Source organism: Candidatus Limnocylindrales bacterium, from assembly GCA_035559535.1.
Classification (GTDB): domain Bacteria; phylum Moduliflexota; class Moduliflexia; order Moduliflexales; family JAUQPW01; genus JAUQPW01.
The window spans coordinates 1-14,466 of sequence record DATMBG010000013.1; the positions used below are offsets into that span (position 1 = coordinate 1).

The 14,466-nt window shown below is 46.5% G+C and carries 14 protein-coding genes; 11 read left to right on the top strand and 3 right to left on the bottom strand.

Features of this window, described 5'->3' with window-relative positions; genetic code table 11:
• Positions 1-413 precede the first annotated feature (413 nt).
• The 5 genes from VNM22_04170 to VNM22_04190 all read left to right on the top strand — a co-directional run bounded on the left by VNM22_04170 (position 414) and on the right by VNM22_04190 (position 5,999).
• Positions 414-1,772: an extracellular solute-binding protein gene (locus VNM22_04170; protein HWP46339.1), complete on the top strand. Its 1,359-nt coding sequence runs from the start codon at positions 414-416 to the stop codon at positions 1,770-1,772.
• Between the two features lie 32 nt (positions 1,773-1,804).
• Positions 1,805-2,680: a sugar ABC transporter permease gene (locus tag VNM22_04175; GenBank protein HWP46340.1), complete on the top strand. Its 876-nt coding sequence runs from the start codon at positions 1,805-1,807 to the stop codon at positions 2,678-2,680.
• Positions 2,681-2,688: 8 nt separating this feature from the next.
• Positions 2,689-3,531, top strand: a complete 843-nt coding sequence (locus tag VNM22_04180) for a carbohydrate ABC transporter permease (protein HWP46341.1) — start codon at positions 2,689-2,691, stop codon at positions 3,529-3,531.
• Between the two features lie 147 nt (positions 3,532-3,678).
• Positions 3,679-4,743 carry a hypothetical protein gene (locus tag VNM22_04185; GenBank protein HWP46342.1) on the top strand — a complete coding sequence of 355 codons (1,065 nt, stop codon included), beginning with the start codon at positions 3,679-3,681 and terminating at the stop codon, positions 4,741-4,743.
• A 320-nt stretch (positions 4,744-5,063) separates the two neighbouring features.
• A complete protein-coding gene (locus VNM22_04190; GenBank protein ID HWP46343.1) occupies positions 5,064-5,999 on the top strand; it encodes an ankyrin repeat domain-containing protein in 936 nt (311 codons plus the stop codon).
• Positions 6,000-6,160: 161 nt separating this feature from the next.
• Here VNM22_04190 and ppdK read toward each other — a convergent pair whose 3' ends face one another.
• The 3 genes from ppdK to rplC form a co-directional block, all read right to left on the bottom strand.
• The gene (gene ppdK / locus VNM22_04195) at positions 6,161-8,872 is read right to left on the bottom strand and encodes a pyruvate, phosphate dikinase (protein HWP46344.1); all 2,712 of its coding nucleotides are present in this window, start codon (positions 8,870-8,872) and stop codon (positions 6,161-6,163) included.
• 162 nt (positions 8,873-9,034) lie between these two features.
• On the bottom strand, positions 9,035-9,433 hold the full coding sequence (locus VNM22_04200) for a carboxymuconolactone decarboxylase family protein (protein HWP46345.1): 399 nt from the start codon (positions 9,431-9,433) through the stop codon (positions 9,035-9,037).
• A 222-nt stretch (positions 9,434-9,655) separates the two neighbouring features.
• Positions 9,656-10,300, bottom strand: coding sequence for a 50S ribosomal protein L3 (rplC, locus tag VNM22_04205; protein ID HWP46346.1), 645 nt, complete (start codon positions 10,298-10,300; stop codon positions 9,656-9,658).
• A 258-nt stretch (positions 10,301-10,558) separates the two neighbouring features.
• On the opposite strand from rplC, the gene VNM22_04210 reads away from it, so the two are divergent.
• From VNM22_04210 to VNM22_04235, 6 genes are all read left to right on the top strand, one after another.
• Positions 10,559-11,407, top strand: a complete 849-nt coding sequence (locus VNM22_04210) for a GDSL-type esterase/lipase family protein (GenBank protein HWP46347.1) — start codon at positions 10,559-10,561, stop codon at positions 11,405-11,407.
• A gap of 89 nt (positions 11,408-11,496) precedes the next feature.
• On the top strand, positions 11,497-12,072 hold the full coding sequence (locus tag VNM22_04215) for a MogA/MoaB family molybdenum cofactor biosynthesis protein (GenBank protein HWP46348.1): 576 nt from the start codon (positions 11,497-11,499) through the stop codon (positions 12,070-12,072).
• A gap of 48 nt (positions 12,073-12,120) precedes the next feature.
• The gene (gene dcd / locus VNM22_04220; protein ID HWP46349.1) at positions 12,121-12,675 is read left to right on the top strand and encodes a dCTP deaminase; all 555 of its coding nucleotides are present in this window, start codon (positions 12,121-12,123) and stop codon (positions 12,673-12,675) included.
• Positions 12,676-12,801: 126 nt separating this feature from the next.
• On the top strand, positions 12,802-13,584 hold the full coding sequence (locus VNM22_04225) for a lysophospholipid acyltransferase family protein (GenBank protein ID HWP46350.1): 783 nt from the start codon (positions 12,802-12,804) through the stop codon (positions 13,582-13,584).
• Positions 13,568-13,831, top strand: coding sequence for a MoaD/ThiS family protein (locus VNM22_04230; protein ID HWP46351.1), 264 nt, complete (start codon positions 13,568-13,570; stop codon positions 13,829-13,831). Before VNM22_04225 ends, VNM22_04230 begins: the two co-directional genes overlap by 17 nt.
• Positions 13,832-13,986: 155 nt before the next feature.
• On the top strand, positions 13,987-14,418 hold the full coding sequence (locus VNM22_04235; protein HWP46352.1) for a molybdenum cofactor biosynthesis protein MoaE: 432 nt from the start codon (positions 13,987-13,989) through the stop codon (positions 14,416-14,418).
• The last annotated feature ends 48 nt before the right edge of the window (positions 14,419-14,466 follow it).

Sequence of the window (14,466 nt, forward strand, 5' to 3'; positions counted from 1 at the left end):
CTCCTGTGTAGGGGCGGGAGGCTTCCCGCCCCTACACAGGAGAGGGGGACAGGGGGTGAGGGGAGAGGGACCAGGGGCATACGCGCCTTTTTTAAGCTGAAAAGCCCCGTCAGGGGCGAACCGTGGGTAGCCCCCGACGCAAGCCGGGGGTTTCAGTCGTTCAGAATTTTTCAAGCTCCGGAGGAGCGGCCTGTGAAACAGGTTGCCCCGCCAGGGTTATCTTTCTTATCCTGGCCCGTATGGGAGCCGGGAGTGAGGGCCGCTTAAAAGTCAAGCAAAACCAGGTAAACAGGGTACTACAAATTTTTTATTGAAAGTATCCGGAAGGTATATTATAAACCGGAATCAGCCGAATTTTCTGAAGCAGTCTATACTTTCAACTAACTTAAATCAACCAAACCAAGGAGGGAAAAATGTGTAAGATTCTTTATCTCAATCGGTCATCCTTAAGACTTTTGTTGGTCACGGTCGGGTATATAGGGATAGTTGTTTTAGCCGGTACACTTCCGGTCATGGCTCAGGAGCGGGTACTGGAAGTCTGGACCCATGAATTTCCACCCCTCCAGAAGGGAATGACCCAAAAATGGATTCCCGAGTTTGAAGCCAAGAATCCCGGTATCAAGGTTAAATTAACGGCAATCCCCTTTGCAGGAGTTGTATCCTTTGATGCCAAACTATTGGCAGCGCTCTCTGGAGGGGAAGGGCCTGATTTCTGGGACATGGGGGATTGGAATTATAAGACCTTCATAGATAATAAGTTCCTGGCACCTTTCGATCCTAAGATCTTCGGCTATACCTCAGATCAGGAGATGATTGAGGCCTACCTTCCGGGTACCATGGATATTTTCATACGGGATGGCAAAGTTTATGGACTGTTCAGCGAGTATAATACACTGGCCCTGTTTTATAACCTCGATATGTTCGATAAAGAAGGGATACCTCCGTTACCAACTGATAAGCCGGTGTCCTGGAAACAAATCGAAGAGATCGGTGCCAAACTCCGCAAAACGGATCCATCGGGTAAGTTGACTCAGATAGGTTATCAGTTCGGTTTCTTTGCAAGCTTTCGCTCGCCCCAGTGGTATGCCCAAAATTTTTATGCTCTGATGCGACAATACGGCCAGGATGATCTTTACATAGATGGAAAGCCTGCAGCCTATACCGAACCGGTCAAGAAAGCTCTCCAGACGATTTATGACTTTACCCATACTTCTAAGGCGTATGATCCGACCTTTTTGACCAACTGGTTTGCTGATTTCCCAAAAGGTCGGGTCGCCATGGTATTGGCAGGAACCTGGTTCGTACCGGCTATTAAACAAAATAACCCTAACGTACGGTTTGGTGTGGCTCCACATCCTGTGGTCAACCCTGAAGATAAAGCAACCTATAAGAATATCCAGTGGTCATGGGGTTGGTCGGTAAATGCCAATAAGCCCCCGGAGCAACAAAGACTGGCTCAAGAATTTATTGCCTTTATGCTGGGTAAGAAAGGTGAAACAGAACAGGCGACCTGGTGGTTCAGCAATCTCGGTTATACTCAGCCCAGCAGAGCGTTCCTTGAATCCAAAGCCTATGCCGACAAACTGGCCGCAGATCCCTGGCTTAAACAATGGGTCGATGCCTTTAAAATGTACGAAATTAAGTATGTTCCGCACTCCTATGATGAACCTGGGGCTGCCCTGATGCGCGCCATAGATCGGGTAGTTTACGATAAAATGTCTCCAGAGGAATCTGCAAAGCTACTTCAGGCCGAGCTTCAACGACTCCAGTAATAAATCTTCTGACCAACCGGAGAGGAATCTGGATGCGCCGCGATCTGAGATACGGACTCTTCTTCACTTCACCAGCGATAGCGTTTTTCCTGTTGTTTTGGATTCTCCCTGTACTGCTGGCGCTCTACTACAGCTTAACCAGATGGAAAGTGGGGCGCCCTGCAACGTTTATCGGTCTGAAGAATTATATCGACCTGTTCACGGATCCCCAATTTCATCAATCGGTAAAAGCTTCAGTCGTTATTACCCTTCTGGTTGTTACAGGTACACTGGTTCTTTCTCTCCTCCTTGCAGTTCTCCTCAACGATGACCGTCTGCGGGGGAGTCATTTGATTAAAGCTTTAATCATTTTACCGGTTGTCACCGATTGGGTAGCAACCGGACTCGTCTGGCAGCTTATTTTTTTGCCTTATTCCGGGGTTCTGGCGGGTATTTTCTCTTTTCTGGGTCTGTATAACTTCATGGGACTCGGCTGGACAGCAACTAAATCCCTTGCTCCCTTTGCCATTGTGATCTTTATTATCTGGAAGACCACCGGTTTGTATACGATCATCTTTCTGGCCGGATTAAAGGGCATTCCACGACAATACACAGAAGCTGCTATCGTCGATGGAGCCAATGCCCGGCAGGTCTTTTTTAATATTACCTTGCCCCTCCTTCGCCCCATTACGGTTTTTGTGCTGGTCACTGCGTTTGTAAGTACCATGGGTCTCTTTGAACCTGTTTTTATGTTAACAGGAGGGGGTCCGGCAGATGCTACCCGCGTTCTTCCGATTTTCTTGTACGAGAATTTTTTTCAATTTCGTAATGGAGGGTATGCCAGCGCAGCGGGTGTATTGTTTTTGATTTTTTGCCTGGGTTTTGCGCTGATCTCGGCACGAATCCTTCGATATAGTTACTACGAGTAAGATCTAATATGGATAGGTTTGCCCGAATCTTCAAGTATCTGGTGCTCACGCTGTACTGTCTTTTCAGTGTGATCCCCTTTATCTGGATGCTGTCGGCCTCATTCAAGCGCCCCGACGATGTATTGACGGTCCCTATTCAATGGATTCCCCCAGTATGGCAACCCAAAAATTACTTGCAGGCTTTGTTCGAACCCCGTTTTGCAGGTTACAGTATCTCGACTTTTATGATTAACAGTATTATCGTAGCGCTTATGACCAGCCTTTTATCTATGGGTCTCTCAACGTTCGTCGGTTATGGATTTGCCAAGTTTAAATTCCGGGGTCGTGATGTTTTATTATGGGGAATCCTGAGTACTACATTGTTACCCTTTTCATCGGTTATCATCCCACTTTATCTGATCGTTCGCATGCTCGGTTTGCTGGATAATTTATGGGCGCTGATTATTCCCTTTGCCTTGACCGGGCAGAGTATTTTTCTGGCCCGTCAGTTTATTCTGACTTTACCTTCCGAACTAATCGATGCAGCCCGTGTAGATGGAGCCGGTGAGTTGCAAATCTTTGTACGGGTTGTTTTTCCCCTGTTGGGTCCGGCCATTGTAACCCTGGGTCTCATGACATTTCTTTTTTCCTGGAATCAATTTCTCTGGCCGCTGGTTGTTTTGTCTTCCCAAAAGGTATTCACGCTGCCCCTGGGATTATCCCTGATGGGACTCGGTTCAACTTTTCTGGTGGATTACCATCTTTGGATGGCGGCGGCCACGCTGGCAGTACTTCCGCCGCTTGTCTTTTTCTTAATCTTAGAGCGGCCTTACTTGCGAGGGTTAGAAACCCTTTCGGGTTTGAAGGAATAGACCAGAATATCCAGAAGTCAAAGGTCAGAAGTCAAAAGCCTTTAGGGTCGTCTTTAAACAGGATGATCCCAAAGGTCCCCCTCAGGCAATTAGAGAATATCTTCATCGTGAAGGGGTGTAACTTCTGAACTTTGACGCTAAAAGAGAATGAATCGTATTATTGGTGCTTTTATTTTTCCAAACGTCTGGCAGACCTGGACCGGGTCCGAAGCAGAACGGATACTCAGGACCCTGGCCGAATTTGGAATCAACACCATCTTTACGGAATCTGAGTTCTATCGAGATGATCTGATTGAGATAGCCCATCGATTGGGGCTCCGGTGGGTGGGTGGAATTGCCTGTTTTTCCGATCATGCCCATCAGCATCGACTGCTTCAAGATCGGCCAGAACTATGGCCGATCGATGAAACCGGTCAGCGTCGTCCCCAGATGGAATGGTATATCGGCATCACCCCGACCTTTGAGGATTATAATACTTCTCGATTGGAGCTGGCCGATAGACTTGTACAGAATCACCCTCTCGATGGTTTTTTCCTTGACTTCATCCGTTGGCCGATTCACTGGGAACTCGAGCTACGTCCGGGTACAACCAGGCCCTTACAATCCTCCTTTGATCCTCATACCCTGACCCGATTCCAGACTGAAACTGGAATCGAACTGCCGACCGAGCTTGGGGATATCTCCGCCCAGGCCCACTGGATTCTCTCTCACCACTTCACCGCATGGACAGATTTTAAATGTCGAATCATCACAAATTTTGTTCAACAAGCTACCACGCGACTACGTAAAATCCGAGGTCAGGACTTCTTGTTGGGCTTGTATGTCTTGCCTTTTTCGCCTGAATTACTGGAGCCCCTGGCAGGTCAAAGGTTACAAGATCTTGCCCTATGGATAGATGTAATCGCACCCATGGCCTACCATGCTATTTTACATCGATCTGTCCAATGGATAGGGGAAGTTATTCAAAGTATGACCTCTCTGGTTGCCGATAAGATATTGCCGGTTTTACAGGTAGATTCCACAGAAGGAGCCGAAAAGGGAGCAGATTGGGGACCTCCCATTCCTGTTTATGAATGGGAAGATGCCTTACGGCTAACCCTGAACTCATCAGGTATAAGGGGTTTGATAACTTTCACCGGGACCGCTCTTTTTCGTGATCGTCGAGGCGAGTCCCTGCGGACTATGCTTTCAACCTCTTCTATCAAAGGTTAAAAAGTAAATTTATCCCTCGAGGGATTTCCCTATCATTTTTTACTTTTCAATTTTCGGCAGGAACTGTAAAATAATTCTTTGGTGAAAGAGAAATTAATACCGATTCCATTTTGAAGTACATCCTGAACGGTGGTTTCCCTCCTATTCGCTCTAAGAGTCTCGAAGGGCGAACGGGTGTATCTTCTAATATATTTAAACCTGGAATGGGTATAAGATCGAAAAATTTACAAAATTCTCTTCCTTCTTTCTGATTTACAAAATCAGAATTTAATAAAATAACTTTAGTTCCAGGAATCTCTTCTTCGTCAAAGGGAGGTGTTATGGTTAAGAAAAGCTTGTCGGGTTGTTGGCTTCTGCTGTTGTGTTTGGTAGCAGGAATGGCCACGGCAGCAGATAAAGCCACGATAAATGAATTTTTTACTGCAGTCAAAATAGGGGATACAGATAAAGTCCGTACCCTAATAACTGCCAATCCCGAACTGATAAATATAAAGGATCGCTACCATTCTACCCCGTTACACCATGCGATTGGTATGGGTCATTGGGAGATTACGAAACTTTTGGTGGACCAGGGGGCCGATATCAATGCGAAGACGCGAAGTGGTATTACACCGCTACATATGGCCATCTCTTCAGGCAATCGGAAGATGGTAGAGCTTCTTCTGGCCAAAGGAGCCAATATTAATGGGGGAACTGACTATGATGTAACTCCCCTCCATGCAGCCACAGATCTGGATAATCGAGAGATTGCAGAGCTTCTCATCACCAAAGGGGCCGATATAGGTGCAAGAACCGGTCACGGGACCACCCCTTTACATATCGCGGCCTATGACGGTCATAAAGACATGGTAGAGTTTCTCCTGGGTAAGGGGGCCGATCTCAATGCCAGGGATAAGGATGGGTCTACTCCTCTGCATTTGGCGGCTTATGGGGGAAAGCGGGAGGTTGTAGAGCTTCTCCTTGCCAGGGGAGCCGATATCCACGCAAAAAACGATGAAGGGGATACTCCGCTCCACGTTGCAGCTTCTCGAGGTAAGTCAGAAGTGGTGGAACTTCTCCTTACCAAAGGGGCCGAGATTAATGCCAGGAATAAAAATGGATCGACCCCTCTACATTTAGCAGCCTCTAAGGGTCAGCAAGAAGTTGTGAAGATCCTCCTGGTCAAGGGAGCAGATATCCATGCCAAGAACGATAAGGGTGAAACTCCTCTGGATGTAGCCGATCCGGATTTGGTTTCGCTCCTCCAAGGACATTGATTTTCAGAGGGCAGCCTCCTAAGGCTGCCCTGCTTTTCTGCAACAGTTTCATACCGGAAGGATTTTTCTCCCGATCCGATTCGACCCTCTGAAACGCCGGGTTCCAATCCCCTCAGCAGTGCTATGATCGGTAATTAACGGAAGCCTCTTTTCAAAGGGAGTTATACCGAAGTTGAGACGGCGATCTCCTTTTCCGCTTTGAGTTTTGCCTGCGCAGCGGCCAGCCTTGCAACGGGAATACGATAGGGGGAGCAGCTCACATAGTTTAAACCTACCTGATAGAAGAATTCTACCGAAGCGGGATCTCCGCCGTGTTCGCCGCAGACTCCCACTTTTAAGTTGGGACGGGCCGAGCGCCCTTTCTGCGTAGCCATCTTGACCAATTCACCTACCCCCTCCTGATCGATAGTGGCGAAGGGATCGGCCTTGAGGATCTTTTTCTCCAGATAATAGGGAAGAAACTTTCCTACATCATCCCGGCTATAACCAAAGGTCATTTGGGTAAGGTCGTTGGTTCCAAAGGAGAAAAACTCGGCGTATTGGGCAATCTTATCGGCGATGAGGGCCGCTCGGGGAACCTCGATCATGGTACCTACCAGGTAATCAACTCGAACTCCGGCCTCTCGCATGACTTCTTCGGCAACCCGAACGGTATCTTCTCGGGTGATACGCATCTCTTCCACAGTTCCTGTGAGTGGAATCATTACTTCGGGGAATACCTTAATTCCTTGCTTTTTAACTTCTACAGCCGCTTCAAAAATAGCCCGTACTTGCATTTCGGAAATGGCCGGAAAACTAATCCCCAGGCGGCATCCTCGATGCCCCAACATAGGGTTAAATTCTCGAAGGTTATCAATGGCCTTCAGGGTTTTTTCGAGTTCTTCAACCTGAGCCTGAATCTGCTTTTTCCGGTCTGCTTTCAATCGTCTTTTTAACTCCATGCGTAATTCAGTAAGCTTCACCAGGATCTCGTCTCGATTGGGAAGGAATTCATGAAGCGGCGGGTCCAGAAGTCGGATGGTAACCGGTAATCCGTCCATGGCTTTAAAGATTCCGATGAAGTCTTCTCGTTGCATGGGAAGTAGTTTTTCCAGGCTTTTTTTCCGGGTTTTGTCATCCTCGGCCATAATCATTTTTCGTACCCAGGGGATGCGGTCTTCTCCGAAGAACATGTGTTCGGTCCTGGCCAGGCCAATGCCTTCAGCGCCGAAGTTTCTGGCAATTCTTGCATCTTCCGGGGTATCTGCGTTAGCCCGGACCCCCAGGGTTCGGATTTCATCTACCCAGTCCATGAAAGTCTTGAATTCTCCTGTCAGGGAGGCTTGAATAAGGGGAACCTGTCCGAGAATCACCTCTCCGGTATTTCCATTGAGAGAAATATAATCTCCTTCCTTGACCACAATGCCATCTACCATGAACTGACCGGCCTCTTCATCTATCGTAATAGCTCCGCATCCTACTACACAGCATTTACCCATCCCCCGACCTACAACCGCCGCATGGGAAGTGACACCGCCTCGAGAGGTCAGAATACCCTGTGCTGCATACATACCCACTATATCTTCGGGGGAGGTCTCCGGACGGACCAAAATCACCTTTTCCCCTTTATCCGCCCATTCTTTAGCCCGATCCGCACTAAAGACGACTTTTCCGACTGCGGCACCGGGTGAAGCCGGTAAACCCTTTGCGATGGGTTTAACCTTTGCCTTGGGGTCAAAAATCGGATGAAGCAGTTGGTCTAACTGGTCGGGTTCCACCCGCATAATGGCTTCTTCCTTAGAAATGAGACCTTCCTGAACCATATCCACGGCAATCTTAACGGCAGCCAGCGCGGTTCGTTTACCGGTTCGGGTCTGAAGCATATAAAGTTTACCATCCTGGACGGTAAACTCTATGTCCTGCATGTCTCGATAATGACTCTCGAGTTTTTGATAAACCTCTTCCAGTTGTCGATAAATTTCTGGATGAGAATCTTTTAAAGTAGTAATCTTCTGGGGCGTCCGAATCCCTGCCACTACATCTTCTCCCTGGGCATTAGGAAGATAATCCCCATAAAAGACTTTCTCTCCGGTACTTGGATCCCGGGTGAAAGCTACCCCGGTTCCTGAGTTCTCTCCCATATTTCCAAAAACCATGGCCTGAACATTGGCAGCTGTACCCCATTCTTCCGGAATCCCATAAATCCTCCGATACTCGATGGCTCGTTTATTGTTCCAGGAATTAAATACTGCCCCAATGGCCATTCTCAATTGCTCTTTTGGGTCTTGAGGGAAATCTTTTCCCGTTTTCCTCTTGACCAGAGCTTTGTATTTCTTCACCAGATCCTTCAGATCCTCGGCAGTCAGTTCGGTATCCAGTTTTACCCCTACCTCTTTTTTCTTTTCCTCTAAGAGCTTCTCAAACTCATCCCGATCTATACCCAGGACAACATTGGAGAACATGGTAATAAACCGCCGATAGCTATCATAGGCAAAGCGTTCATTACCGGTTCGTTTAATCAACCCCTGAACCGTCTGATCATTCAAGCCCAGATTGAGTATGGTATCCATCATACCGGGCATGGAAGCCCTTGCACCAGATCGAACAGAGACCAGGAGAGGATTATCGGGATCTCCCAGTTTTGCTCCCATGAGATTCTCTAATCGGCTCAAATTCTCTTCAACTTCATCCCACATCCCTTCTGGATAACGTTTCTGGTTTTTATAAAACTCGTTACAAGCCTCTGTACTGATGGTAAATCCAGGTGGCACCGGAATTCCTAAATTGGTCATTTCGGCTAAACCGGCCCCTTTTCCACCTAATAGATTTCGCATTTTTGCATTTCCCTCGGCTTTACCACCGCCAAAGAAATAAACATATTTTTTTCTGGCCATCTTTTATGAGAGTATGGGAATATGAGGGTGTGGGAGTGTGGGAGTATGGGAGTACGGGAGTATGGGGGTATGGAAGTATGGAATTTCTCCCATACCCCCATACCCCCATACTCCCATACCTCTATACCCCCATACCCCCATACCCCCATACTCCTATATTTTCTATTCTTCTTTCGGTTTGACATCCGGTTCAATTTGATAAGCATTAGCTACCCGATTCATACCGTTAAATAAATCTACCACGGCAATAAGCTCTCCCAGCGCTTCGTTATCTAAACCCAGTTTTTTAACAGCCGCCGTATGGGAGTTAATACAATAGGTACACCCATTGGTAATGGATACGGCCAGGGCGATAATCTCTTTCGTGAGCATATCTAACTTACCGGGAGTCATGATAGCTTTTAGCTTTTTCCAGGTAATTTCCAGGTAATCGGGATTGGTAGCCAGAGCTTTCCATACGTTGGGAACAAAGTCAATCTGCTTTGTTTTTTTGATATCTTCAAAGATCTCAAGGACTTTTCCCGATGCTTCTTCCTCGGAAATTAGTTTAACGGTTGGCATAATTTTCCAAGCAATACCTAATGCATCATACGTAATATAAAAATCGCTATTTTACCCCTTACATATCACGCATTATGCACTACGTCGGTTGATCCCCAGGCTAAAAATCAGAATTATCAACTTTAAGATAGGCAAACTTTGTAGACCCGCAAGGGAAGGGCTTAAAAAAAAATAGGAATCAGAAATCTCTGATTCCTAATCTTTTGCCATAAAAGACCTCGATCACTTCTTTCCTTTGACGGCTTTTCGGATAATCAATAAAGAGCCATTGCTTCCCGGGACGGCCCCTTTGACGAGTAGAAGATTTTGATCCTCCCGAATACTTACGACTTGAAGGTTCTGGATCGTTTTCCGTTCGTTTCCCATTCGACCCGGCATGCGTTTTCCTTTAAAGATTCGACCGGGTGAGGTTCTACATCCGATAGCACCTCCATGTCTGAAATATTCATGGGTTCCATGGGAGGCAGGAAATCCGGCAAAACCATAGCGTTTTACTACCCCTGCAAAACCTCTTCCTTTGGACCAGCCGGTAACGTCTACATATTCCCCCGGTTTAAAAATATTTACCCTGATCTCATCTCCTTTCGAGTACTCCACAATTTCATCCGGTTCCAGTCGAATCTCTTTAAGGTATCGTTTGGGAGTTACCTGAGCCGCTTTAAAATGACCGAGTAGAGGCTTGGTAACTCGCGATTCTTTCTTATCTATAAATCCCAGTTGAATGGCATTATACTGGTCCGACGCGACCGTTTTCTTCTGAACGATGGAACAGGGACCGGCTTCGATGACCGTTACCGGTACTACGTTACCTTCTGCATCAAAAATCTGAGTCATTCCGATCTTTCTTCCTAATATTCCCAGAGCCATAATCTATATACCTCCTCCTAATTCAATTGTTAACAAAATAAAGTAACATAGAATTCGGTATCAAGTCAACGCCTAAATCGCAAAAATTTTTTGGAACCCCTCTTGAAATCCCCTTGACTTTTTCTCTTTTACTTCCTTAGCTTAGTTTGTCATGAACAGCATAACCTTTTTGTCCTCACTTTGTTCTCAGGCTGGAGCCTGGGAAGGAGAAAAAATCGGTTTATTCTTGCTCAGATTCCCAGGAACTATTCAGCTTTTATGAATAAAATTCTCATTATTTTTTTCTTTTCGCTATTTTTTATTTTAGGTTGTGACGACAACAGTTCCCATAATCCCACCCTGCCTCGAGAAACCCCAACCCCCAGACCAACAGCAACACCTAAGCCAACCCCAACTCCCACGCCGACTCCTACTCCCCTTCCTTTTACGGGGAGTGTTACCATTGTGGCTTTTGGGGATAGTATCACTGCCGGGCAAGGATCCAGTTTTGGAGGCTATCCAACTATACTCGAGCAGGATTTAGAGAGTGCTGTAGGAGGAACCATTACGGTATTTAATCAGGGAAAACCTGGAATAAACTCTTCGGAAGGGGTTAGTTTAATCAATAAAGTCTTGCCCAGCAGAGGGATCGTCTTGATTATGTTGGGAACAAACGATGTGGTCAATCCGGGAGAATGTCCTATACCTTTCGATTGTCACACCCTCGATAACCTGAAGCAAATGTTGGATATTTCTCGATCTCGAGGCATTGTACCCATGTTAGCTACCATTCCCCCGGTAAATCCTAAAGGAAGAGAAGCCGCCTCAGAACCCGATGTCAATGATTTGAATGGAGGCATTCGCACCCTTGCAACACAAGAACAGGTTATCCTGGCCGAGGTTCATGATACCATGGTCCTTGCCGGAGGGAGCGATCTATCTTCCCTTTTCTCAGATGGTGTCCATCCCAATGATGAAGGATATCGGGTAATAGCTCAGGCCTGGCTCGATGCATTTGCCAGGTCTAATATACTTCAGGAATTTAAAATGGAGCTGCGAAAATTGCACTCTTCTAGGAAGTTTATAACTACCCGGTTGCCAGACCTTCCCTGGATAGGTAGTAGATAAAATGCTTGACAGACTCTGTTTCAGGTTCATAATTTTAAAAAAGGAGAATTCGCTTGGCAATTACCCTAAGAGTACAGGAAAGGTATCCGATGGATAAACCATCCCATCATTCCCACAGCAAAGAAAAGGAATTTAAGTCCCATGAGGCGCATAAAGCACAGGCCCCTTCGAGTATTCGATGCATGGTTATAACAGTTAGCGATACCCGGAAAGAAGAAACCGATATCAGTGGAAAATCGATTCAAGAACATTTGATAAAAAACGGTCATCAGGTCGTCGCCTATCAGATTGTAAAAGATGAAGCCCAAGAAATCCAAAATCTTCTTCGGCAAGGGGTTGCAAATCCGGAGGTTCAGGTAATCATCTTCAACGGCGGAACCGGGATTGCGCCTCGGGATGTGACCTATGAAGCCTTAGAGAGGTTATTAGATAAAAAGATTGATGGGTTTGGAGAAATCTTTCGATATTTAAGTTATAAAGAAATAGGCTCGGCAGCCATACTCAGCCGTGCATTAGCCGGGGTTTGCAATCGAAAGATAGTCTTTTCTATTCCTGGATCCCCAGGAGCTGTAGAACTGGCCATGCGCGAGTTGATTCTGCCGGAGATGGGACATTTGGTCCGGGAAGCTAATAAAGAAGTATCCCTTAATTCTGACCAACTCTAACCCGATAATACCGGCAATAACTTCAAGGTATAAAGAACAGGAGATAAGGTGACCCTTAAATCTGACAGATGGATCAGAAAGATGTGTTTAGAACACAAGCTGATTGATCCCTTTGTAGACCGGCAAATCCGTGATGGGGTTATCTCTTATGGATTATCTTCCTACGGCTATGATATCCGGGTAGCGGATGAATTCCGCATCTTTACCGATGTAAACGCCACAATCCTGGACCCCAAAAATTTAGATCCCAAATCCTTTGTAAATTTTAAAGGGGAGATTTGTGTCCTTCCTCCCAACTCCTTTGCACTGGCCCGGAGTTTGGAATATATCCGAATGCCGAGAAATGTTACGGCGCTGTTAACTTGCAAATCGACGTATATCCGTTGTGGCATCTTGATTCCAACCACCGTTCTTGAAGCAGGCTGGGAGGGAATTATTACCCTGGAAGTGGCCAATACGACTCCCCTCCCTGCAAAAGTATACGCCGGAGAAGGGATTTGTCAGATTTTGTTCTTTGAAGGCGATGAAGAGTGTTTGATTTCCTACGCCGATCGTCAAGGTAAATATCAAAAACAACAGGGTTTGACTCTACCTAAGGTCTGAAGTTGATCGGCTTTTATGGGACACGGGTTTCTGGGACCTGGAGACACGGAGATAGAGAGACCTGGGGAATATCCCCGCGTCGCGGTGTCCCAGAGTCCCTGCATCTCCTCTTCTTTGTGATGGGCCATGCTTGCAACGTTGCCAAGAAAAAAATCGCTGGGTCGAAGGCTTTTAGCAATAGGTGTCGTCAACGCCGTGTTTTTTTGGGGGATTGGATGGTTGATCACGTTTCTCTATAGTCCAGTTCCCTTGCTTCTTTGGCTTATAGATCGGTCTGGGAGCCGAACCCACCGCTTTAACGGATTCTGGTCACGAACGCTGCTTGCAGTTCTCCGAACGCAGGTGACGGTTAAAGGGATAGAAAATATAGATCCTCAAAAGGCCTATGTAATCCTCTCGAATCATCAAAGCACGTCGGATATTTGGGTGCTGATGGGATACCTTCCTATAAATTTTCGCTGGGTTTCTAAAGATTCTTTATTCAAACTTCCTCTGGTAGGATGGGCCATGAAGGCTGCCGGCTATATTCCCCTTAAACGAGGAGATCTTCGAAGTGCCGTACAGAGTCTGGAGTTGTGCAAGGAAAAGCTAGCTCAAAATATTTCGGTCCTTATTTTCCCAGAAGGAACCCGAAGTCCCGATGGGACTGTACAAGATTTCAAGATCGGCGGTGTGAAATTGGCTTTAGAAACTCAAAAACCCATTCTCCCGGTAACCGTTCTTGGAACCCGAGGGATTATCAAAAAGAACGGCTGGCAATTCAATATGGAACAGAAGATTAAAATTATTATTGATAAACCCATTTCGGTGACCGGATACACCAAAAAAGATAAGAACCTGCTCAACGAGCAAGTTCGAAAGATTATCTCGACAAACCTTCAGGAGGGCGGTCGTGAAAATCAAAGTTAAGCTCTTTGCATCCTATCAAGACCTGGCGGGAAAAAGTGAGGTCGAGCTCAAGGTCGATCCAGGGGCTTCCGTTGCAACAGTTTTAAATCAACTGAAGGAACTATTCCCGAGACTATCCGAGCGTTTGGGCTCTAATACTCTTATTGCCTTGAATGCGGAATACGTTTCTGTTACCAGTCCGGTCCAGGATGGAGATGAGGTAGCGATATTTCCACCGGTGAGTGGAGGAATAGGCGCTGAGATGTAAGGACTTTAGGACTGGGAGACGCGGAGACATGGGGACATGGAGACAGGAGGCTGTGGAGTTTTAGGATACGGAGACGCAGAGACGCGGGGAAATATCTCCGCGTCTCTGTGTCCCCCTGTCTCTGTGTCTCCATATTCCTGTGTCCTAAATAAATTATGTATTTAATTACCGAAGATGTCATCACTTCCGATGCCATCATCGATCAACTCCGAATTAATACGTCGGGGGCTATTGCGACTTTTCTGGGGATAGCCAGAGAATTCTCCAACGGACGGCGGGTTGTTCATTTAGAGTACCAGGCTTATAAACCCATGGCCGAGAAAAAACTCAAGGAGATCGGTGACGAGATTTATAAAAAATGGCAGGTGGATAAAGTCGTGATAATTCATCGGGTTGGTGTACTTAAAATCGGAGAAACCAGCGTATTGATTGCCGTAGCGGCCCCCCATAGAAGACCTGCCCTGGAAGCCTGTGCCTATGGCATTGAACGCATCAAACAGATCGTTCCCATCTGGAAAAAAGAAATCTGGGAAGATGGTGAAGTCTGGATCGAAGGGGACCCGTTTAAAGGGCCTAAAGTGAACTAAAGGGCCTAAAGGGCCTAAAGTTGTATTTAACTTTAGCTCACTTTAGAC

Bases quoted from the DNA above. Each gene is read 5' to 3' on its own strand.
- VNM22_04175 (HWP46340.1), top strand. From the start codon at position 1,805: ATGCGCCGCGATCTGAGATACGGACTCTTCTTCACTTCACCAGCGATA.
- ppdK (HWP46344.1), bottom strand. From the start codon at position 8,872: ATGGCCAGAAAAAAATATGTTTATTTCTTTGGCGGTGGTAAAGCCGAG.
- VNM22_04215 (HWP46348.1), top strand. From the start codon at position 11,497: ATGGATAAACCATCCCATCATTCCCACAGCAAAGAAAAGGAATTTAAG.
- VNM22_04170 (HWP46339.1), top strand. From the start codon at position 414: ATGTGTAAGATTCTTTATCTCAATCGGTCATCCTTAAGACTTTTGTTG.
- rplC (HWP46346.1), bottom strand. From the start codon at position 10,300: ATGGCTCTGGGAATATTAGGAAGAAAGATCGGAATGACTCAGATTTTT.
- VNM22_04180 (HWP46341.1), top strand. From the start codon at position 2,689: ATGGATAGGTTTGCCCGAATCTTCAAGTATCTGGTGCTCACGCTGTAC.
- VNM22_04185 (HWP46342.1), top strand. From the start codon at position 3,679: ATGAATCGTATTATTGGTGCTTTTATTTTTCCAAACGTCTGGCAGACC.
- VNM22_04225 (HWP46350.1), top strand. From the start codon at position 12,802: ATGCTTGCAACGTTGCCAAGAAAAAAATCGCTGGGTCGAAGGCTTTTA.
- VNM22_04200 (HWP46345.1), bottom strand. From the start codon at position 9,433: ATGCCAACCGTTAAACTAATTTCCGAGGAAGAAGCATCGGGAAAAGTC.
- VNM22_04190 (HWP46343.1), top strand. From the start codon at position 5,064: ATGGTTAAGAAAAGCTTGTCGGGTTGTTGGCTTCTGCTGTTGTGTTTG.
- VNM22_04235 (HWP46352.1), top strand. From the start codon at position 13,987: ATGTATTTAATTACCGAAGATGTCATCACTTCCGATGCCATCATCGAT.
- VNM22_04210 (HWP46347.1), top strand. From the start codon at position 10,559: ATGAATAAAATTCTCATTATTTTTTTCTTTTCGCTATTTTTTATTTTA.